General features: G+C 63.4%; 16 protein-coding genes and 1 tRNA gene. 1 reads left to right on the top strand and 16 read right to left on the bottom strand.

The features are described 5' to 3' along the window. Positions 1-242 precede the first annotated feature (242 nt). The 9 genes from EGJ34_RS03840 to EGJ34_RS03800 all read right to left on the bottom strand — a co-directional run bounded on the left by EGJ34_RS03840 (position 243) and on the right by EGJ34_RS03800 (position 8,620). A complete protein-coding gene (locus tag EGJ34_RS03840) occupies positions 243-605 on the bottom strand; it encodes a DUF596 domain-containing protein (protein ID WP_185750052.1) in 363 nt (120 codons plus the stop codon). Positions 606-659: 54 nt separating this feature from the next. After that, a complete protein-coding gene (locus EGJ34_RS03835) occupies positions 660-1,136 on the bottom strand; it encodes an SMI1/KNR4 family protein (protein WP_221740376.1) in 477 nt (158 codons plus the stop codon). A gap of 152 nt (positions 1,137-1,288) precedes the next feature. Then, a complete protein-coding gene (locus tag EGJ34_RS03830) occupies positions 1,289-1,861 on the bottom strand; it encodes a hypothetical protein (RefSeq protein WP_125359209.1) in 573 nt (190 codons plus the stop codon). Between the two features lie 266 nt (positions 1,862-2,127). Further along, entirely contained in the window at positions 2,128-2,493 is a 366-nt protein-coding gene (locus EGJ34_RS03825) for a hypothetical protein (RefSeq protein ID WP_125359208.1), read from the bottom strand. Between the two features lie 178 nt (positions 2,494-2,671). Beyond that, positions 2,672-3,928 (bottom strand): hypothetical protein, encoded by a 1,257-nt coding sequence (locus EGJ34_RS03820; protein ID WP_125359207.1) that lies wholly within the window; start codon positions 3,926-3,928, stop codon positions 2,672-2,674. A 129-nt stretch (positions 3,929-4,057) separates the two neighbouring features. Beyond that, a complete protein-coding gene (locus EGJ34_RS03815) occupies positions 4,058-5,254 on the bottom strand; it encodes a hypothetical protein (protein WP_221740375.1) in 1,197 nt (398 codons plus the stop codon). 59 nt (positions 5,255-5,313) lie between these two features. Further along, entirely contained in the window at positions 5,314-6,924 is a 1,611-nt protein-coding gene (locus EGJ34_RS03810) for a hypothetical protein (RefSeq protein ID WP_125359205.1), read from the bottom strand. 193 nt (positions 6,925-7,117) lie between these two features. Continuing rightward, positions 7,118-8,269 carry an Abi family protein gene (locus EGJ34_RS03805; protein ID WP_125359204.1) on the bottom strand — a complete coding sequence of 384 codons (1,152 nt, stop codon included), beginning with the start codon at positions 8,267-8,269 and terminating at the stop codon, positions 7,118-7,120. Positions 8,270-8,544: 275 nt separating this feature from the next. After that, a tRNA-Thr gene (locus EGJ34_RS03800) sits at positions 8,545-8,620 on the bottom strand. Between the two features lie 137 nt (positions 8,621-8,757). On the opposite strand from EGJ34_RS03800, the gene treA reads away from it, so the two are divergent. Continuing rightward, the gene (treA, locus tag EGJ34_RS03795) at positions 8,758-10,377 is read left to right on the top strand and encodes an alpha,alpha-trehalase TreA (RefSeq protein ID WP_125359203.1); all 1,620 of its coding nucleotides are present in this window, start codon (positions 8,758-8,760) and stop codon (positions 10,375-10,377) included. 89 nt (positions 10,378-10,466) lie between these two features. On the opposite strand, the gene EGJ34_RS03790 is transcribed toward treA, so the two are convergent. The 7 genes from EGJ34_RS03790 to murJ form a co-directional block, all read right to left on the bottom strand. Next, positions 10,467-11,087 (bottom strand): lysoplasmalogenase, encoded by a 621-nt coding sequence (locus EGJ34_RS03790; protein WP_125359202.1) that lies wholly within the window; start codon positions 11,085-11,087, stop codon positions 10,467-10,469. Further along, complete coding sequence (locus EGJ34_RS03785) at positions 11,084-12,964, bottom strand: M61 family metallopeptidase (protein ID WP_125359201.1); 1,881 nt, start codon at positions 12,962-12,964, stop codon at positions 11,084-11,086. The genes EGJ34_RS03790 and EGJ34_RS03785 overlap by 4 nt, the downstream gene beginning before the upstream one ends. Positions 12,965-13,185: 221 nt before the next feature. Then, entirely contained in the window at positions 13,186-14,136 is a 951-nt protein-coding gene (gene ispH, locus EGJ34_RS03780) for a 4-hydroxy-3-methylbut-2-enyl diphosphate reductase (RefSeq protein WP_125359200.1), read from the bottom strand. Positions 14,137-14,169: 33 nt separating this feature from the next. Continuing rightward, positions 14,170-14,688, bottom strand: coding sequence for a signal peptidase II (gene lspA / locus EGJ34_RS03775; protein WP_125359199.1), 519 nt, complete (start codon positions 14,686-14,688; stop codon positions 14,170-14,172). Then, positions 14,688-17,522, bottom strand: coding sequence for an isoleucine--tRNA ligase (ileS, locus tag EGJ34_RS03770; RefSeq protein ID WP_125359198.1), 2,835 nt, complete (start codon positions 17,520-17,522; stop codon positions 14,688-14,690). Before ileS ends, lspA begins: the two co-directional genes overlap by 1 nt. Then, positions 17,519-18,466: a bifunctional riboflavin kinase/FAD synthetase gene (locus EGJ34_RS03765; RefSeq protein ID WP_125359197.1), complete on the bottom strand. Its 948-nt coding sequence runs from the start codon at positions 18,464-18,466 to the stop codon at positions 17,519-17,521. Before EGJ34_RS03765 ends, ileS begins: the two co-directional genes overlap by 4 nt. A gap of 120 nt (positions 18,467-18,586) precedes the next feature. After that, the gene (gene murJ, locus EGJ34_RS03760) at positions 18,587-20,191 is read right to left on the bottom strand and encodes a murein biosynthesis integral membrane protein MurJ (protein WP_125359222.1); all 1,605 of its coding nucleotides are present in this window, start codon (positions 20,189-20,191) and stop codon (positions 18,587-18,589) included. Positions 20,192-20,219: the final 28 nt, after the last annotated feature.

Genomic DNA, 20,219 nt, shown 5'->3' with positions numbered 1-20,219 from the left:
AAGAAGAACGGCGTACCCGTAAACGACCCCATCCTCCTGACTAATACCAAGGACAGCCCCCTTCAAACCTCGATACTCCGGACTCCCACACTCGGCACTGACCTGAACTTCCTGATAGAACGCGATTCTGTCCATCGTCATTTGCGGAAAACCTGGCCAATCGGGACGAGCGCAGAAACAGGAAGCTTATTGTACCTACAACCTCCGTTGGGACAGCAACGAACGGCTCGTCAAGCGCACTCCTAGGTCCAGAACTCTGAACCATCTGCGGCGATCCAAACCAACCCACTTGGAGTCCAGCCAATACCACTCTTGGAGACCCAGAAAAAATCTTCATCCCAGTCGTCCGCTGATGGCCAAGCCTCTCTGAACTGACTCACCTGTTCTTCAACTGGCGCAGTCAGAATTTGATCAGCTGATTGCAACTTTGCCAGGCCTCTCTCCAGAATTGCCGAGATCACCTGCAAGAACATCTCAACCCTCTTTTGAAAGCCAAGAACGGGGTGGAAGTCGTAGGTCTTGTACCAAACAGCGTCGATGCCACACATACTAACCTCGCCAATGAACAGCGAGAGTTGATCATTCGTCAAAGGACCAAGCGTCATATGAATTGGGAGGTGGCCCGACCTCATGCTCGCGGCAACCCTATCCATCCGTAGTCAAATGTAACTACGTATTCTCTTGCAAATGAACTCGTAGAAGTCTGAGGCATACTCCATAGCCTGGCCCGACGGCAGAAGAAGCTTGATTGGGACTTCACCAGCTGCCGCATCGGAGTAGTCAAAGAAGAATACCTCGCCAAGGTCCGTCCTACTCACCACCAGCTGACTCGGGTGCATCAGACCACTCGCCTGATCGAGTTCGCGCTGGTGAACAATGTCACCACCACTCACGGCGTCGAAATCAAGCCCGTAAACACTGAAGATCTCTTCACCACATATCTCACCGCCCTTGTACGTCCTTAGAAACCACAAGTAGGACGGCGAGAATTCAAGACCGATCTTTCGCTCAGCCGCCTCGATCCAGGCGCGACCAACAGCGTCCTGTGTCGATCCGAAACCAACGATGTCGCCGTGACGTGAAACCAGATCGCGAGCGTCTTCCGCCGCCATCTTGATGGACCGATCAGTCACCATAGTTCTCTGCTCCAAACTTCCGACACTTAGTTGACCGACCAGAGATCAGCTGACACTCGCAGGCCGCCTTCCGCTGCACGCAAGATAGTCGATGTCGCGAGGTTTCCATGAAGATGCGTCCATTTTAGAACTCACCACCCTGGCGAAATCACTCAGAACGACATACCGCAGGTCAGGTCCTGACTCGTTGACCCAGCATGCAAGCTCTGCCGTGCAATGACCTCTTTATCCCCTCCATATTGATCCGAGATATCTGAAAACTGGCGCTTGACCTCCACCGACACGCAAGAGTCTGGAATTACCAGGAACGAGTCAATCAGGCCCAAGCCAGCTTCTAGGGGATCTTCCTGGGCGGCATCGATGGCATTTGCCATGTCGACGGCCATCAACAGGATGTCGTCGACAGTGCCGACCCCTTGGACGACCAGGTCTCTGGCCATTTTGATGGAGTCCGCAGCCATCATCCCCAGCTCGACAGAGAGCGAATCCACCTCGAGATCCCCGGGAAAGGTGGCATCTTCAAGCTCAAGCACTTGACCATCCCACATCGCGTCAAGAATCCTCCGGAGCTGCGGAGAATCACAAGCCCCTTGCAAGTCAATCTGAGCGAGCACGCCGAACATTCGCTCGCACGCGGCAAGCATTACAGCAACGCCTCTCGGACTCGGCAGACCACCTATCGAGTCCGAGATCTTTTTACGGAACCAATCGTACAGCTCGCTCATCTCCAACCCTACTCTACCGGAGCAATCGTCCATTCACTCTCGCTCAGGCTGGCCGGACAGAGCCTTGCCAGCCCTCGAAGGAGGCCGTCCAATCAGAAAATTCCAGACTCGAACGGAACGCACTCAGCGCGGCCGGCGGCGGATCGTCCAGCGTCCGGGCAGCCGATAACGCTTACGACCAGCCATTGTCCAATGAAACTTCCCATTGAACGTCTCGACTGCCAGGGGCAGCGTTGCGATCAATAGGCACCTCAGCCCCCATCAATTCAGCGATGCGGGATCAAACCAAGCGTCTTCAAGTCAAACAGCAACTCAGAGGCCTCTTCTTCATCCAGAAGGCTTGGGATGTTGGCCACACCCACTTTTCCAAGCAGTTCCGCCGCGATTCCTAGCCCTCGCGCACTCGGCTCAGCGAGAAGTCGACCCGTGCTCGAGACCAGGAATATGACCTCAAGCATGAGATTCTCGATGTCTGAATGGAAGACTCCATCAAACTGCTCCATTGCAAAGCCAGCAGCGGTTTCTCCTTCCGTCCATCCACGTCCGCTTCTGGCTACATGCCTGCAGTACTCGTAGTAGTAGGCGAGGAACCCATCCCGTATCTGAAAATACCCTTCTTGCGCGTTTTCCACAGTTCGACTCCCTCAATGCCCACGGTGGCAGCCAGCTATTGTTTCCAAGCCCAAGCGAACGGGCATCAGGTGGATGTAGCGCTCCGTCGTTGGTGGCAGCGACGCCCCTACCGGGCTTATCGGCCGATATGAGCGGTTCTTCATGCTCTTTTTAAGAGGGGGCGGGCAGGCCCGTCCCTCAGGGCGACGGCGGCGCGTACTCGAACCGCAGCTCCCGCATCCCCTCGCCCACAGCAGGTGTCACCGGCTCGATGCCGTCGCAGCCGTCAGCGAGCTTGCCGTCAACGCCCATCTGCGGGAGACCGCAGCTGCCATTGCTGATGATGCCCAGCTGCGGGAACACCTCGCGCGTGAATTTTTCAGCTTCCTTGCGCAACTGCGTCCGGTCGAGTGACGCCGCCTTCGCGTTGTAGCGGATTTCGATGCCGTGCAGGCGGTCCACCATATAGATGAAAGCCCCGCTGTAGGCCCCATCCTCACGCTTGAAGCCGAAGTCCACCTGGTACGCGGTGATCGCCTTGGGGCGAGGCTGGTGATAGGGAGAGGGGTTGGCAACCGGCTTTACCGGAAGCGTGAACGTCGACAACGGTGACATGGGCGGGTCGACCAGCTGCGATTCCCAGCTCCTCTGCAGCGCGTCGCGCTCGTTCACCGCCTGCTCGGCCACGGCCTCGACCGAGTTCACACCCACCGGATAGATGTACACATCCACCCAGCCGGAGTCGTCACCCGGGCGCTGATAGCGCAGCACGGCCCCGTGGGGGGCGTCATCGAGGCGGGTTTCATGAACGAACTTCCAGGTACCCATGGTTTCCGGGAAGATCAGCGAGGTCTCGCGCAGGAAGCCCCCCAATAAGGGGACCTCGTCCGGCGACGCGTTCACACGGGTGCGGCGCGCGGCCAGACAATCCGTCACCACCGGGGCCAGGTGCCGGTCCAGACGGCCGGCCTTCTGCACGGCGACCAACGCGTCCATCTGCGCGATGCGCAGTTCCGGGTGCTTGGCCAGCATCACTTTGTAGACCTTGATCGAACTTTCCGCGGCGGCCACCTGTCGGGCGAGCTCAGGGGTGTCCCTGCCGTGTTCGATCTGGAATGCCACGTTGCCGAACAGCATCTGCTGCGTCAGCTCGGTGGTGATCGGACTGCGGTCCTTGTGCCCCAGTTCGGGCAGGTCCATCACGTCACACAGGTTGACCTCAAACTCACTGTTGTTCATCGCCCAATCGAGCAGCGCCCTTCGCACTTCCGACGCGTCGGCGGCGTCCGGAGAGACCTCCAGTGCGCGGGTGTAGCGCAGGACCTTGGCGTGGGTGGATTCTTCGGCTTCGGCGGGTCCCGCCGGCTCATTTGCAAGGAGTGGCGAGGCTAGGCTGAGGCAGAGCGGAAGCGCCAGTGCGAGCGCGGTGCGACGGAGAGCGGTGATGGATGCCATCGTCCTTGATTTCCTGATTGTCGGGCTTCGTCCAGGCTGGAGGATAGCAACTGGCGTGTGACCAGGTGAGGACCGGGGTCACGGTACCCCCTGCCTCGGGCACCATGAAGCCCCAACGTGACTTCCGCTTCAACGCGGTGCCGGATACTCGAAACGCAGCTCACGATAGCCTTCAGGCACCAGCGGCTGGATCGGATCCTCGCCCACGCAACCGTCGGCCATCTTGCCGTTGATGCCCATTGCGGGGGAACCGCAACGGCCGGTGCTGGTGATCTCTGCCTGCGGCAACAGACTGCGAGCGAAGGCCTCGGCCTCATGGCGCGCCTGCTCACGGGTCATTTTGTCAACGTCGACACTGTAGCGCAGCTTCACTGCGTAGAGCCGGTCCACCATGAACACCAACACCGAATGGTAGTGCTTGCTGTTTTCCCTGTGCTTGTAGGTAAAGTCGGCGGCATACGCCGTGATGAATTCCGGGCGCGGCTGACGCCCCGCGGGAACCGACATCGCCGCCTTCAGCGGCACCTTGAAGCTTCCGAGCGCGCTCAGCGGTGGGCCGATGGAGGCGTCCTTCCACACGGTGATCAAGTGCTCGCGCTCGGCAGCAGCCAGCGTTTCCAGCTGTTCCTTGCTAATCACGCCTATCGGGTAGAAGTAAACATCCATCCAGCCGGTGACATCACCTTCGCGCTGGAAGCGGACTGATGCCCCGGACTCGAGTTCGTCGTAGCGATGCTCGTTCTGCATCACCCAGCCCGTTTGCACCTTCAGCGGATAGACCATGTGCGATTCGCGCAGAAATCCGCCCAGGAATGGCGGTGGCTCCGCCTCCTCACTGAAGGTCATCTTCTCGCCACCGTTCTCCGAGTTACAGCCGGCGGCGACCTTCTTGGCGACATGCTCGCGCAGTGTGCCGTTGCGGTCTCGCTCGATGACCGGATCAAGCGCAGAAACCTTCCATTTCGGGTCCGTGGCCACGTAGGCCGCGTACATCTTCAACGCGCTCCGTACCGCTGCCATCTGGCGCGACACATCGTCGTTCTGCTGCGGGTGTTCGATCTGCCAGGCCACGTTGCCGGCCATCATCTGCACCATCAACTCGCCAGACAGCGTTCCCTTCTCGTCGTCCGGAATGTCGAGCATGTTGCAGACCAGAACCGTGTAATCCGGCGTTTCCAGTATCCAGCGCAGCAGCCATTTACGCATGTCCAGCGCGTTGTCGGCCAGCGGCGCGGCCTCCAGCGCCCGCGCGTAGCGAACTGCTTTGGCAGTGTCGGTCTCGGCTGGCGTCGATGCGTTCGCAGTCTGGACCGCTGCGGCCTGCACAACATGACAAGCGAGCATGGCCAGGCCCAGCGTGAGCGAACTGATCCACATCCGGGCATTCATTGGGCAGAAAACTCCACGTTCCATTTGCCATCGCGCAGCGAGAAGATGCTGGCGTCCCGGGTCATGCAGAACACCGGCACCTGGGCACTCACGCGCATGGGCTTGCAGTTGAATGGCGCATCACCCACATGATCCCAGTCGTTCTTCTGCCGCGAGAAGCTGTACAACTCCCAGTCTCCGCCAAACGCATTCATGTTCCATCGGGAGGCCCAGCCGGAGGTCGCGGTGTCCATCTGCACGTCCCAGATCACGTAGGGCGGGCGGCCAATCTGCTGCCAGGTATCGCCCTTGTCGGTGGAGTAATAGACCTTGGAGAAGGCTCCCTGCCCCCACAAAGCCGACACCACGCCGGTGGTGGGATTGACCCGCAGCGTGGAGGTTCTTGCGCGGGGAGGAATGGCCTTCCATTGCCCAGATGCCAGATTCAGACGCTGCGGCGTGTTTCCCGCCAGCACGTAGTAGTCACCGTCCACAAGCTGCCCCTGCGGACCCGGCCACGCCCACATCTCATTGATGTCCATGGCGAACTCGCGCGAAGGCTTCAGGTCCGCCAGATCATCCGCCCGTGCCACAAGAATGCGCAGGCGCACCGTCCTGGGCACGAACGGCATGTTGAGGATGGGATTGGGAACCCGGATTGCGCCCTCCTTGAAGGGATCGGTATTTTCCACCGTGGTCACCACCCAGTAGCCGTCAGTGTGGTCGATATCCAACACTGATTGCTTACTGCCCAGCGCTGCCAGCTCCATCCAGGTGGTGCCACCGTCGCGGCTCTCACGGATATGCCCGTCGTCGCTGCCCGCCACCAGGCGACCGTCGTGGGCTTCCACCGAAGTGATCTGGCGCAGCGTGTCCATGCCGACGTTGCTCCAGTGACCGTCGGGCGTGCGCTTGCGCAGCTGGCCGAAGTCGGCAGGGAAATACAGGGTTCCATCCGGCAAGGCCGCGGGCTCTTCCTGCACCGGCAAAGTCACCGTACGAGCGAGGCGCAGGAACGCCTCCGGGTCCTCGGCGGACAGCAGCGCATTGATGGTGGAGGGTTTGTTGACCTTGCGATCGTGGGCGATCAGCAGGTCACCCACGAGCCCCAGTCCGGTGCCGACAGAGGTCCTTTCCATCGGGGCAGACATCGCCATGTCCGCCGGAATGGGCGCGGGGTCCACCAGCTGAGATACGAAGGTTCTGGACGCGGCGGCCACCGCGTCCTGCCGGCTGGCGTGCGCGATGGGCAGCATCACCGTCTTGTAGCCGCCGACATCGACAGCCATATAGTCGCCCAGGTCCGTGACCCGCCCCGGCTTGATCTCGAAGGTGGGGCCGTCCTTCCACTCCAACGCGCCCCATCCGCTAATGCGGTACCTGCCTGCGGGCAGCCAGTCGCCAATGGCCTGCATCTTGGCCACGGCGGGGACGTCCGCCGCCATGTGGATGCGGATCTCGCGCTTGCTGCCGACCGGGCTGACCACCAGCATGTCCTGTCCACCCTTGGAGAAGGACATGTAGGCGTAGCCATGCGTGGCCACGAGCTTGGCGGGGTCTTTCGACGCACCGGACGCGACACAGGGCACTGCGAACAACACCACCACCGCCAACATCCAGCTGCGCATGCGACTTCCTCCTGAAGTCCGGTCACACCGACCGGCAGGTGACAACAACCTTTGGATTGGGCTGAATCAACTGACCGCGCGTCGCTCCCCAGCGGTACGCGCTGGTGGGATGGTAATGGGTGGAAGGGGCGGCGTGAAGGGTGTGCGGCCGTGGTCACGAAGACCCGAGCCAAGTGCACGTACCTGAGAAAAATCAGAAATCTACCAGATGGTCCAGCATGCCTTCGGCAAAGCGCTTGCGTGTCTCGGAGGTACCGAGACTCTCAGGAAAGGCCAGGATTGACTCCTTCGCGGCGACAAATGCGTCCATCGTCGCCGAACAAACCTCCTCCAAGGTGGGCACCTGCGCAACCGCAGGCGCGGCGATACGAAACTCGCGCCTCGGAAATCCCTCAACTGAAAAGCCCATCGACTTAAAAGTGAGACCTGGCAATCTCGGCATGGTATCGACCACATCGGCCACCTTCACCAACCAATCCGAGCTTGGCCCAATCGCTTTCAACAGATACCACACTACGGCGACCATTCCGTAGAAGCGGTCCTTTGCGTGCCGATCAAGATTGAGCTCGTTGAAGTATCCGCGTCGAGGCAACATGAGTGTGCGAGGATTCGGTCGATTGGCCAGCCGAGCATGGTGTGCACATCGATTCCGGACGGCATTCAAGTTGATTAGCCAGTTGTCGACCACGTTTCGTTCCAGGATATCCAGACGTTGGCAAATGCTATCTTGATGTCTCGGGGTCAACATGCTGTACAGCTTGGAAACCGCACCGAAGTTCCATGCCTCGCTGGCAACCCATACCGGAATGGGCTTGCTGGCATCAATGTGAGACCGGATGCTGTCTTCATGACTCTGGGCTATCAGCTTGTCGTGCCGGGCCAGCCATGCCGAGTGCGGTGACAATGCTCCCGCAGATGATCCATCTCGAACCGTACGTGCTGATCGAATGACATTGGAAGGGTCAAGGTGCGCCATTGGATCATGCCGCCCCAGTTCGTGCGCAATGATTGTCCTCAGATAAACCTCGATGCGCTCCAGAGCATCCGTCATGAGGATGCGGAGTGACTTATCCATCAGGTAGAACTGGAACACGGCCTCGAATGAAGTATTCGACTGAAACTCATCCAAGTAATTAAGGATGCGCTTCCCTTCGTGACGCTCCATGTGGAATCGTCGAGAAGGATGCCAATACCCCGACAAGCGGAAATATCCAACTTGGGCAATCTTCCGAATCGCCCTCGCCCTGTCCGTGATGATCATCCCCCGCGACTCCAGCATGTCGACAAGTTCGGGGTAGTCCCGGAAGGGTTTTGCGGTGGCGGTAGGGTAACTGGCGTCGGTCACGTCCCTGTAGTCCAAACTTCAGACAAAAAAAAGGCCAAACCGTCACTGACGCGGGGTCAGGAGGGGATTTGGCTCTGTTGGCGCGGAGTCTAGGCAGGAAGTCACCATTAGTCAACCCGCTCCAGCACGGAGCCCGTCAGGGAGAGCTGCAGAGGGGCGATTACGACATTTAAGCGAAGAACGGCTTGATTACGACTCCGCGAGTGGCATCAAGGATTTCCGACATTCAGCCCAAACAAAAAAGCCCCGACCAAGGCCGGGGCTTTTCATGCAACTGGTGCCGGAAACAGGAGTCGAACCTGCGACCTACGCATTACGAATGCGCCGCTCTACCAACTGAGCTATTCCGGCTTAGCAGGCAATTCTAAGGTGACCGCCCCTCAGGGTCAATCTGCCACGCCCCCGTCGCAGTCTCCAGGCGCTGAACGGGCACCGGGCGTTGACGCAATCGACCGTAGAGTGGCGCAAAGCCTTGCTGGAACTGCCTGATGCCCCTGCGCTCCCGCTGCCTTGGCCTGTTGCTGGCCCTGACCCTGTCCCCGCTGGCCGCTGCCGCCACTCCGGGCGACGCCCTCCCCGCGCCGCCTGACCAGCACTGGCAACCGCTGTTTCAGCAGGTGCAGCGCGCCCATCTGTTCCCCGACCAGAAAACCTTTGCCGATGCGGTGCCCAAAGGCGATCCCGCTACGGCCGTGGCGGAATGGCAACGCGTCCGCACCCAGCCGGGGTTCGACCTTGGCACCTTTGTGGGCGAGCACTTCAACCTGCCGGGCGACGCGGCCGCCTACGTTCCGCCTGCGGGCCAGACGCTGCGGGCGCACATAGAAACCCTGTGGCCGCATCTGACTCGCGCGACGCCTACCGTGGACCCGAACGGCTCACTGCTGCCGCTGCCCAAGCCCTACGTGGTTCCGGGCGGGCGATTCCGCGAGGTCTACTACTGGGACAGCTACTTCACCCTGCTGGGGCTGGCCTCCAGCGGGCGCTGGGAGCAGGTGCGCGACATGGTGGACAACTTCGCCTGGCAGCTGGATCAGTACGGGCACATTCCCAATGGCAACCGCAGTTACTACCTGAGCCGGTCGCAGCCGCCGTTCTTCAGCTTGATGGTGGACCTGCTGGCCACGCATGAGGGTGATGCGGCGTATCAGCGGTATCTGCCGCAGCTCCGCGCCGAGCATGCGTTCTGGATGCGGGGTTCAGAGGGACTGGCTTCCGGTGCGGCAATCGAGCGTGTGATCCGGATGAACGATGGCAGTCTGCTCAACCGTTACTGGGATGCGCGTGCGGTGCCGCGCACGGAGTCGTGGACGGATGATCTGGCGACGGCGGCGAAGGCTCCGCAGCGTGAGCCGTCGCAGGTGTATCGCGATCTGCGTGCGGGGGCGGAATCGGGCTGGGATTTCAGTTCGCGCTGGCTGGTGCATCCGGCGGAGCTGAGCAGCATTCATACGACGCAGATTGTGCCGGTGGATTTGAACAGCCTGCTGTTCCATCTGGAGAAGACGGTGGCGCGGGCGGCGCGGGCTTCAGGTGAGCGTGCGGTGTCGCGTGATTTCGAGCGCATGGCGAAGCAGCGGCGGGAAGCGATCAATGCGCTGCTGTGGGATGAGCGTCAGGGCTGGTATGCGGATCGGGATATGGAGCGTGGGACGCCGCGTCCGGCCCTCACGGCGGCGGCATTGTTCCCGCTGTGGCTGGAGGTTGCTTCGCCTTCGCAGGCGAAGCGTACGGCGCAGGCGGTGGAGGTTCAGTTGCTGCGCGAAGGTGGGTTGCTGACCACAACCGAGAACACCGGACAGCAGTGGGATGCGCCGAATGGGTGGGCACCGTTGCAGTGGGTGGCCGTGGATGGATTGCAGCGGTATGGGCAGGACGGGTTGGCGCGACAGGTGGGGGTGCGGTTCTTGCGGACGGTGCAGCGGGTTTATGAGCGTGAGGGGAAGTTGGTGGAGAAGTATGTGGTGGAGGGGGAAGTTGGGGGTGGTGGCGGCGGGGAGTATCCGTTGCAGGATGGGTTTGGGTGGAGCAATGGGGTGGCGTTGGCGTTGTTGGATCGGTTGTGTGATCCAGAACGGAAGTGTGAGGGTGCGGGGGATGTGGAATGACGTTGGGTGCGCGCGAAGAGCCCGTTTCGGTTTGGGGTCATGCGTTACCGGGTGTTGAGGATTTCAGGGCAGTCGTCTTGCGACCGACTCTACCGGGATACAGACCGGGCGATGCAGTATTGCGCGGCGTAGTAGGTGCTGAGGACGATTAGGCTCGCGGCTGGCAGACCGCCGCCGAAGCGGTCCCACGCTAGGGCACAGTCACTGATGACGAAGAGAACAGCACCTGCTGCTGCGAAGCGTGGGCCGCGTGCGAGGGCCAGTGTGGCCATCAGGGCGAGTACGACGACGTAGGCGACTACGGGAATGCGCAGCTCATCGGGAAGCAGTGGCCATAGGCCAACAAGGTTGCCGCCGGCGAAGATGGCTAGCAGCGCAGCGGCCAGCAGGAGTGCCCTGCCCGGTTTGAAGCCGGCGCGGAAGGCGATGATGTAGCAGAGGTGCGCGAGCAGGAATGCGACCAAGCCTGGCACGAACGCGTCGAACGGCAGCATCAGTGCGATGTCGCCGATGCAGGATAGCGCCATGCCGACGAGGATGGCGCGGCGGTAGCCAGGATCGCCGCTGGCACGCCATGCGATGGCGGCAATCAGCAGCGTGGTCAGCGGCTTGGCGATGTAGTGCAGCCATCGGCCGTCGCCGTCCAGCGACGCGCCGATGATGGCGGCCACAGCCGCCAGCACAATCGGCGCGTCGCGGCGCAGGTTCATCGCGCCTTCCACAACTCGGCAAGGCGGTCGGGCTTGCCGGCAATGCGCTCCAGCTTCGGATACTGCAGGCCGCCGTGGTAATCGATGCGCACGGTATCGATGCGGTCGAAGCTGCGTACCAGCAGGGTGATCGGAGCCTTGTCGGTCTTGGCGTCGGCTACGGCGTCCTTCAGCACTTCGCCCTTGTAGACGCGGCCGTTGACGGCTTGCACGGTCATGCCCGGGCTCAGGCCGGCATTGAACGAGGGGCTGTCCCAGAGCACGTCGGTGATGGCTCCGCTGTCGCTGACCGCCAGGCCGATCGAGTACAGCAGGTTGGTGCTCTTGGCGCGGGTCTGCTGCGCCTTGAACGCATCGTTCGGAGCGTCGGTGTAGGTCAGCTTCCAACCGGCCGCTTCCAGGCCGCCGATCAGCGGGCCGTGCCCATCCAGGCGCTCGCGCAGGAAGGTCGCCCAGTCGTACGGAGCGATGCCGTTCAAGGTGCTCACCACGTCCTCGAAGGTGTAGGTGTTCACGTTCCAGTCGCCGTCGCGCATGCCGAAGAAGGCCTTGGCGAAATCATCCAGGCTGCGCTTGTTGCCGGTCAAGGCGCGCAGCTTGCCTTCGACGTCCAGCCACACCATCTGCCCGCCGGAGTAGTAGTCCTCGCTCATCTGGTAGTTGCGGAAGGCGAGCGCGCGGCGCTGCGCGATGGTGGGGTCGTTGGTGGTGTCCTGCAGGTTGCGCCAGGCCAGCCCGGGGCGGCCGCGGTCGTAGGTGGCGGCCACGTTGGCCAGCATGTCGCGGGTCTGGTCGACGCTCCACAGGCCGGAGCGCGCGGCCAGCACCTGGCCCCAGAACTGGGTCTGGCCTTCATACAGCCACAGCAGGCTGTCGCCCATGGGCACGTTGAAGTTGGCGGTGGTGAGGTCGGCACCGCGACGGTACTTGCCGTTCCAGGAGTGGTTGAACTCGTGCGGCAGCAGGTCGCGGCCGAGCCAGGTGCTGTCCCACTCGGTGAAGTAGCCGGTGTCGCCGCTGTTTTCGCTGGAGCGCTGGTGCTCCAGGCCGATGCCGCCGAGCTGGCTGGTGAGGGCGAGCAGGAAGTCGTAGCGGTCGAAATGGCGTGCGCCGTAGAGCTTGTAGATCTGCTGCACCAGTGCACGGTGGGCTTGGATCTGTTCCGGCTTGGCTTCCAGCGACTTGGCGTTGTCGGCGAACACGTTCAGACGCACGGGGACCTTCGCGCCGGGGTCGAGGTCGAACTGGCGGTAGTGCTGGCCTGCGAACAGCGGCGAGTCGACCAGGTGGTCGTAGCTGATCGGCTTGAACACCACGGTGTCGCCGTCGCGGCGCTCGGTTTCCAGTGCGGTGGCGTAGCTCCAGCCCGGCGGCAGGGTGACGGTTGCCTGGGCCTGGATGTTGCGGGTGTTCACGCCGGCCGGGTACAGCGAGTTGGCGTTCCATTGCAGGTTGAGGATGTCGGGGGTCATCACCACCCTGCCCTGCGTGCCACCTTGGGACGACATGTAGTTGAAGTTGGCGACCACGTTGGTGGCACCCTGCGGGACGTTTACGGTGAAGGCGTAGACGTTGTAGGGATCGCGGGTCCAGGTGAGCGGCTTGCCGTTGGCGGTGACCTGCAGGCCGGCGAGTTTGTCGATGGGACCGCTGGGGGAATGTGCGCCGGGCAGCCACTGCGGGTACAGCAGGGTGAGCGGGCCGGGTTGGGCCGGGATGGTGGCCTTGATCTTGAAGATGCGGCGGGCGATGTCGCGGGCGTCGACGTCGATGCGCAGGGTGCCGGGGAACGGAACGTCCTGCGGCGGCGGGGTTTGGGCGTGTGCGCCGGCGGTGGTGAACAGCAGGGCAGAGAGGATGGCGGCGCGCAGGAGCATCAAGATTGGATCCGGTGGGGCTGAATCCTTGATGCTAGACCTGTGGGGGCAAGCGTTACATGGCCGAAGGTCATGCCTTCGTCGTACGGGGTGTTGTTATCGGGGTGACGACCAACGGTCGTCACCTACCAGTGAAAGACCGCGGTAGGCGACGACCGTTGGTCGTCACGCCGATCATGCGTCATGCCGCGGTAGGCGACGACCGTTGGTCGTCACGCCTCTCAGGAAATCAAACGCAGCCGCAGTTCCTTCGGCAACGCAAACACCATCGACTCAGGCTCACCATCCAGCTCACCGACGCTACCCGCACCGAGCTCGCGCAGGCGCGCAATCACCCCATCCACCAGCACCTGCGGTGCCGAGGCACCTGCAGTCAAACCAATGTGCTGCTTGCCAATCACCCAGGCCGGATCAATCTCGTGCGCGCCATCGATCAGATAGCTCTCCACGCCCTCACGGATGGCCAGCTCACTGAGGCGGTTGGAATTGGAGCTGTTCGGCGAACCGACCACCAGCACCAGGTCACAGCGCTTGGCGAGGTCGCGCACGGCGTCCTGGCGGTTCTGGGTGGCGTAGCAGATGTCGTCGTTCTTCGGACCCTGCATGGCCGGGAAGCGCTCGCGCAGCGCGTCGATGATGCCGCGCGTGTCGTCCACGCTGAGCGTGGTCTGGGTGGTGTAGGCGAAGTTTTCCGGCTGGTTGATCTGCAGCGTGGCGACCTGCTCCACGTCTTCAACCAGATAGATCTGCCCGGTGCCCGCTTCGCGGTTCCACTGGCCCATGGTGCCCTCCACTTCCGGGTGACCGGCGTGGCCGATCAGCACCACGTCGCGGCCGGCACGGCAGTGACGGGCCACTTCAAAGTGGACCTTGGTGACCAGCGGACAGGTGGCGTCGAACACCTTCAGGCCACGACGCTCGGCTTCCTGGCGCACGGCCTGGGAGACGCCGTGGGCGCTGAAGATGACGGTGTTGTTGTCCGGCACTTCGTCGAGTTCTTCGACGAAGATCGCGCCGCGCTGCTTGAGATCGTCCACCACGAAGCGGTTGTGCACCACTTCATGACGCACGTAGATGGGCGCGCCCAACGTTTCGATCGCGCGCTTGACGATCTCGATCGCACGATCGACACCGGCACAGAATCCACGCGGGTTGGCAAGCAGCACATCCATCAGACAGGTCTCCCGGCCAGCGCCGGCTTGATGTTACGGGTTGGCATTATCCGCCTTTTTGGCGGACTTGCCGTCAAACAGGCCGAACACAGCTATACCAATGGCACCGACAACGATGGCGGCGTCGGCAATGTTGAACGCGGGCCAGTAATGGTCACCGATGTACCACTGGATGAAGTCCACTACGTGACCATGCACCTGGCGGTCGATGACGTTACCGATGGCACCGCCGATCACCAGGGCGTAAGGCGCGGCGCTGCGCCAGTGGCCGCGCGGGGTGCGTGACAGCCAGAACGCCATCAGGCCGCTGATGCCCACCGCCAGCGCGGTGAAGAACCACAGCTGCCAGCCACCGGCGTCGCTCAGGAAACTGAACGCCGCGCCGGTGTTGTAGGTGCGGTACCAGTTCCAGAAGCCGTCAATGACGGCGACGGGCTCGAACTCGGGCAGGCTGGACAGCACCCACGCCTTGGACCACTGGTCCAGGCCGATGATGGCCGCCGACAGCAGCAGCCACACCAGTGCATTGGGACGCACGCGCGAACCGGTCATCAGAACCACCTGCGGTCTTCGCCGGCACCGTCGACGTTGCTGGCGCAACGACCGCACAGTTCCGGATGGGCGGCGACCACGCCGATGTCGGCGCGGTAGTGCCAGCAACGCACGCACTTCTGCTTTTCAGTCGGCTGTGCGCTGACGAACACCTCGTCGGTGGTCGCCGGGCGCACGCTGACGTCGCCGCTGATGAACAGGAAGCGCAGCTCGTCGGCAAGCGGAGCCCAACGCGTGGCGGTTTCCTCATTGGCCGCGATGGTGATCTCCGCTTCCAGCGCGGCCCCGATGGCCCCGTTGGCACGCATCGGCTCGAGCACCTTGGCGACCTGCTCGCGCACGGTCAGCAGCTGATCGAAGTCAGCCGCATTCAGCGGCGCATCGGCGGGCAGCGGCACCAGACCCTCGTACCAGGTGGAGAACAGCACATTGTCGGCGCGCTTGCCCGGCAGGTAACCCCACAGCTCGTCGGCGGTGAAGGTCAGGATCGGAGCCACCCAGCGGGTGAAGGCTTCGGCGATGTGGTACATCGCGGTCTGCGCCGAACGGCGGCCGCGCGAGTCCACCGGCATGGTGTACAGGCGGTCCTTGGTGACGTCCAGGTACAGCGAGCCCAGGTCCACGCTGCAGAAGTTCAGCAGCAGCTGCACGATCTCGGCCATGTTGTAGGCGGTGTAGGAGGCCTTGATCTTCTCCTGCACTTCCCACGCGCGGTGCACGATCCAGCGGTCGAGCGCGACCATGTCGGCCGGCGCGACCAGATGCTGGGCGGGGTCGAAGCCGTCCAGGTTGCCGAGCAGGAAGCGCGCGGTGTTGCGCAGGCGACGGTAGGCGTCGGCGTTGCGCTTGAGGATTTCCTGCGACAGCGACATCTCGTTGCTGTAGTCGGCCGAAGCGATCCACAGGCGCAGGATGTCCGCGCCCAGGGTCTTCATGATTTCCTGCGGCTCGATGCCGTTCTTTTCCGACTTGGACATCTTGCGGCCGTGCTCGTCCACGGTGAAACCGTGGGTGAGGCACTGCTTGTACGGGGCGCGCTTGTCGATGGCCACGCCGGTCAGCAGCGACGACTGGAACCAGCCGCGGTGCTGGTCCGACCCTTCCAGGTACAGGTCAGCCGGCTTGCCGTAGCCACGCGCCAGCAGCACGCCTTCATGGGTGACGCCGGAGTCGAACCACACGTCCAGGATGTCGGTGACCTTCTCGTACTGCGCAGCTTCGTCGCCGAGCAGCTCGGCGGCGTCCAGCGAGTACCACACGTCGATGCCTTCCACTTCAACGCGGTCGGCGACCTGGTTCATCAGGGCGACGGTGTTCGGGTGCGGCTCGCCGGTTTCGCGGTGGATGAACAATGCGATCGGCACGCCCCAGGTGCGCTGGCGCGAGATGGTCCAGTCCGGACGGCCTTCGACCATGCTGGCGATGCGCGCCTTGCCCCAGCCCGGGAACCAGCCCACGGTGTCGATGGCGGCCAGCGCGTCACGGCGCAGGTTGGCCTGCTCCATCGAGATGAACCACTGCGGAGTGGCACGGAACACCAGCGGGGTTTTCTTGTGGCGCCAGCAGTGCGGATAGCTGTGCACGATTTCCACGAATGCCAGCAGCGCGCCGCTGGCACGCAGCACGTCGATGATCGGCTGCTGCGCCTTCCAGATGTGCTGGCCGGCCAGCACCAGGTCACCGGCCGGCGGGGTCGATGGCAGGTACACGCCCGCACCGTCCACCGGGTTGATCTGGCCGGCGTTGTATTTTTCCACCAGGCCGTACTTCAGGCACACCGCATAGTCTTCCTGGCCGTGGCCGGGGGCGGTATGCACCGCACCGGTACCGTCGGCGTCGGAGACGTGGTCGCCGTTGAGCAGCGGGATATCGCGCTCGGGGTAGAACGGATGCGCCAGCAGCATGTTTTCCAGCGCGGCACCGGTGGCATGGCCGTGCACCACCACGCTGTCCACGCCGTAGCGGGCCAGCGAACGTTCGGCCAGCGCCGAGGCCAGTACCAGCCAGCGCGGCTGGCCGTTGTGGGCCGGGCCTTCTACCAGGGCGTATTCGATTTCCGCGCCCAGCGAAACGGCCAGCGAAGCCGGCAGGGTCCACGGGGTGGTGGTCCAGATCGGCACCGCCACTTCCACGCCGGCCGGCAGCTGCACGCCGAAGGCGGCGGCCAGCTGCTGCGAATCACGCGCGGCATAGGCCACATCGATCGCCGGCGAAGTCTTGTCCTGGTATTCGATTTCCGCTTCGGCCAGCGCCGAGCCACAGTCGAAGCACCAGTACACCGGCTTGGCACCGCGCACCAGGTGACCGTTGGCGACCACCTTGGCCAGCGCACGGATCTCGTTGGCTTCGAAATCGAAGCTCAGGGTCTTGTACGGGTTGTCCCAGTCGCCAGTGACGCCCAGGCGCTTGAAGTCGCGGCGCTGCAGATCGATCTGCTCTTCGGCGTATTCGCGGCACTTCTGGCGGAAGGCGACGGCGTCGAGCTTGGTGCCGACCTTGCCCCACTTCTTTTCCACCGCGATTTCGATCGGCAGGCCGTGGCAGTCCCAGCCCGGCACATAAGGCGCATCGAAGCCGGCCAGGTAGCGCGACTTGACGATGATGTCCTTGAGGATCTTGTTGACCGCGTGGCCGAGGTGGATCTGGCCATTGGCGTACGGCGGGCCGTCGTGCAGCACGAACAGCGGGCGACCCTGCGCGTTTTCGCGCAGGCGGGCGTACAGGCCCTCGTCTTCCCAGCGCGACAGAATGCCCGGCTCGCGCTTGGGCAGGTCGCCGCGCATCGGGAATTCAGTGGCTGGCAGATGAAGGGTGGCTTTGTAGTCCTGGCTCACGCAGTGGCTCGCAATCTGTGTTCGGAAAGGATGTGACGGGCCTGGTCGGCGTCACGGTGCATCTGGTCGGTCAAGGCGGCCAGATCATGGAACTTCTCTTCATCGCGCAGTTTGGCGACGAATTCAACTTGAATGTGCCGACCGTACAGGTCGCCCTGGAAGTCGAACAGGTGCGCTTCCAGCAGCGGCTCCACGCCCTCGACGGTGGGCCGGGTGCCGAAGCTGGACACCGACGGCCACGGCTGGTCGAACACGCCGTGCACCCAGGTGGCGTAGATGCCGGCCAGCGCCGGCGTCTTCGGGAAGCGCAGGTTGGCGGTGGGGAAGCCCAGCGTGCGACCGAGCTGACGACCGCGCACCACCCTGCCCCCGATCGCATACGGGCGACCAAGCAGGTCGCCCGCATGGGCGAAGTTGCCTTCGCGCAGCAGCTGGCGGATGCGGGTGGCGGAAATGCGCTCGCCGTGCAGGTCGACCGGGTCGATCGCACCGGCAGTGAAGCCGTGCTGTGCACCCATGGCCTGCAGCAGGGCCAGGTCACCGCGACGGCGGTTGCCGAAGCAGAACTGCGGACCGATCCAGACCTCGCGGGCCCCCAGGCGATGCACCAGCAGTTGTTCGACGAAGGCTTCGGCGGACATCGCGGCCATGCGCGCATCGAAGCGCAGCAGGCCGATGGCGTCCACGCCCAGCTCGTTCAGGCCGGCGACCTTGTCACGGGCGAGGGTCAGCCGCGGCGGCGGTTCGCCCTGGGCGAAGTATTCGCGCGGCAGCGGCTCGAACGCCACCACCACGGCGGGGACGCCCAACGCGCGGGCACGCGCGACGGCGTGGCGCACCAGCGCACGATGGCCCAGGTGCAGGCCGTCGAACGCGCCGATGCAGACCACGCTTCCGTGCGGGAACAAACGCCCGCCTTCGATGCTTCTGAACAGCCTGCTCATCTATCGGAATTCCGGCCCACCCAGGCCAACGTATTGTTTGGTATGACCGGCAAGTATAGCCGGGGCGTCAAGGGCAGCCACGCAGGGCGTGGCTCTACGGGGTCGAACCGATGTCTTTGTTTAGTGTTCGCGCAGGTGACGGGGGCGGAAGCCCATCGCGACCAGCGCTACCAGATAGGTGAGGCCGCCGCCGCCGACCAGCAAGGCCAGGTTGCCGATGCGGTGCCACTTATCCATGCCGGTGAAGCCGGGCATGCTGTACAGCAGGGCCAGAAGCACCGCCACCATGGCCGCGCAGGCCAGCAGCAGCCGGGTGACGTAGCCTGCCCAGCCGGGCTTGCGCTCGTAGACATCGGTCTTGCCCAGCCAGTACCAGAGCAGGCCCAGGTTCAGGTAGCTGGACATGGCGCTGGCAATGCCGAGAGCCAGATGCAGGCCGGGCTGCTTGCCCAGCGCCGCCATCACACCCTCTGCCTTCAGCGCGTCCGGGACCATCAGGTGGTACAGCACCGCCAGCAGGGCGAAGTTGAACACCATGTTGGCGACCAGCGCGGCAATGCCGGCGCGGACCGGGGTGCGGGTGTCCTGGCGGGCGTAGAACGCCGGCAGCACTACCTTGAGCAGGGCGAAGGCCGGCAGGCCGGCGGCCAGGCCGTACACCGACAGCGCGGTCATGCGGGTATCGAAGGCGGTGAACTGGCGGTACTGGAACAGCGTGGCGATCAGCGGCTCGGCCAGCAGCACCAGCCCCAGCATGGCCGGCACCGCGATCAGCAGCGTGGTGCGCAGGCCCCAGTCCAGCGCGTTGGAGAACCCGGCCTTGTCGGTGCTGACGTGATGGCGGGCCAGCGCCGGCAGGATCACCGTACCCAGCGCGACGCCGAACACGCCCAGGGGCAGCTCCAGGAAGCGGTCAGCCAGCGACAGCCAGGACTGCGAACCATCGGTGAGCTGGGCGGCGATGACGGTATCCAGCAGCAGGTTGATCTGCGCGACCGAGGAACCGAACAGGGTCGGCACCATCAAGGTCAGCACCTTGCGCACGCCCGGGTGCCGCCAGCCCCAGCGCGGCAGGGTCAGCAGGTTGATGCCCTTCAGTGAGGGCAACTGGAACAGCAGCTGCAGCAGGCCGGCGGCCAGCACCGCCCAGCCCAGCGCCAGGATCTGCTCCTCCGGGGTGCCCCCCAGCTGCGGGGCCAGCCAGAGTGCGCCGGCGATCATGCACAGATTGAGGATCACCGGGGTCAGCGCCGGCATCGCGAACTTCTGGAAGCTGTTGAGCGCGCCACCGGCCAGCGCCGTCAGCGACACGAACAGCAGGAACGGGAAGGTCAGGCGGAACAGGTCCACCAGCAGCCCGTGCTTGACCGGGTCGGTGTCCACCCCGCTGGAGAACAGCGAGGCCAGCTGCGGGGCGAAGATCAGTGCCAGTGCGGTGACCACCATCAGCACCCCACCCAGGGTGCCGGCCACCCGCGACATGAGCTCGCGCAGTTCGGCGTGCGGGCGGGTTTCCTTCACTTCCGTGAACACCGGCACGAACGCGGTGGCGAACGAGCCCTCGGCGAACAGCCGGCGCAGGAAATTGGGCACCCGGAAGGCCACCCAGAACGCGTCGGTCACCGCGTTGGTGCCGAACGTGGTGGTGATGACCTGGTCGCGGACCAGGCCCAGGACGCGGGAAATCATGGTCATGCTGCTGAACGACAGCAGCCCGCGCAACATCCTTGGTGAACTCACCCGTGTTCCCTCT

Source organism: Stenotrophomonas sp. 278 (genome assembly GCF_003935715.1).
GTDB classification, from domain to species: Bacteria; Pseudomonadota; Gammaproteobacteria; order Xanthomonadales; family Xanthomonadaceae; genus Stenotrophomonas; species Stenotrophomonas maltophilia_AH.
The sequence above is the reverse complement of the archived record's forward strand: the minus strand, read 5'-3'. Positions and strand labels throughout refer to the sequence as shown.

Coding starts and splice junctions, on each gene's coding strand:
- EGJ34_RS03840 (WP_185750052.1), bottom strand. CDS start 605: ATGACGCTTGGTCCTTTGACGAATGATCAACTCTCGCTGTTCATTGGC.
- EGJ34_RS03835 (WP_221740376.1), bottom strand. CDS start 1,136: ATGGTGACTGATCGGTCCATCAAGATGGCGGCGGAAGACGCTCGCGAT.
- EGJ34_RS03830 (WP_125359209.1), bottom strand. CDS start 1,861: ATGAGCGAGCTGTACGATTGGTTCCGTAAAAAGATCTCGGACTCGATA.
- EGJ34_RS03820 (WP_125359207.1), bottom strand. CDS start 3,928: ATGGCATCCATCACCGCTCTCCGTCGCACCGCGCTCGCACTGGCGCTT.
- EGJ34_RS03810 (WP_125359205.1), bottom strand. CDS start 6,924: ATGCGCAGCTGGATGTTGGCGGTGGTGGTGTTGTTCGCAGTGCCCTGT.
- treA (WP_125359203.1), top strand. CDS start 8,758: ATGCCCCTGCGCTCCCGCTGCCTTGGCCTGTTGCTGGCCCTGACCCTG.
- EGJ34_RS03790 (WP_125359202.1), bottom strand. CDS start 11,087: ATGAACCTGCGCCGCGACGCGCCGATTGTGCTGGCGGCTGTGGCCGCC.
- EGJ34_RS03785 (WP_125359201.1), bottom strand. CDS start 12,964: ATGCTCCTGCGCGCCGCCATCCTCTCTGCCCTGCTGTTCACCACCGCC.
- ispH (WP_125359200.1), bottom strand. CDS start 14,136: ATGGATGTGCTGCTTGCCAACCCGCGTGGATTCTGTGCCGGTGTCGAT.
- lspA (WP_125359199.1), bottom strand. CDS start 14,688: ATGACCGGTTCGCGCGTGCGTCCCAATGCACTGGTGTGGCTGCTGCTG.
- EGJ34_RS03765 (WP_125359197.1), bottom strand. CDS start 18,466: ATGAGCAGGCTGTTCAGAAGCATCGAAGGCGGGCGTTTGTTCCCGCAC.
- murJ (WP_125359222.1), bottom strand. CDS start 20,191: ATGTTGCGCGGGCTGCTGTCGTTCAGCAGCATGACCATGATTTCCCGC.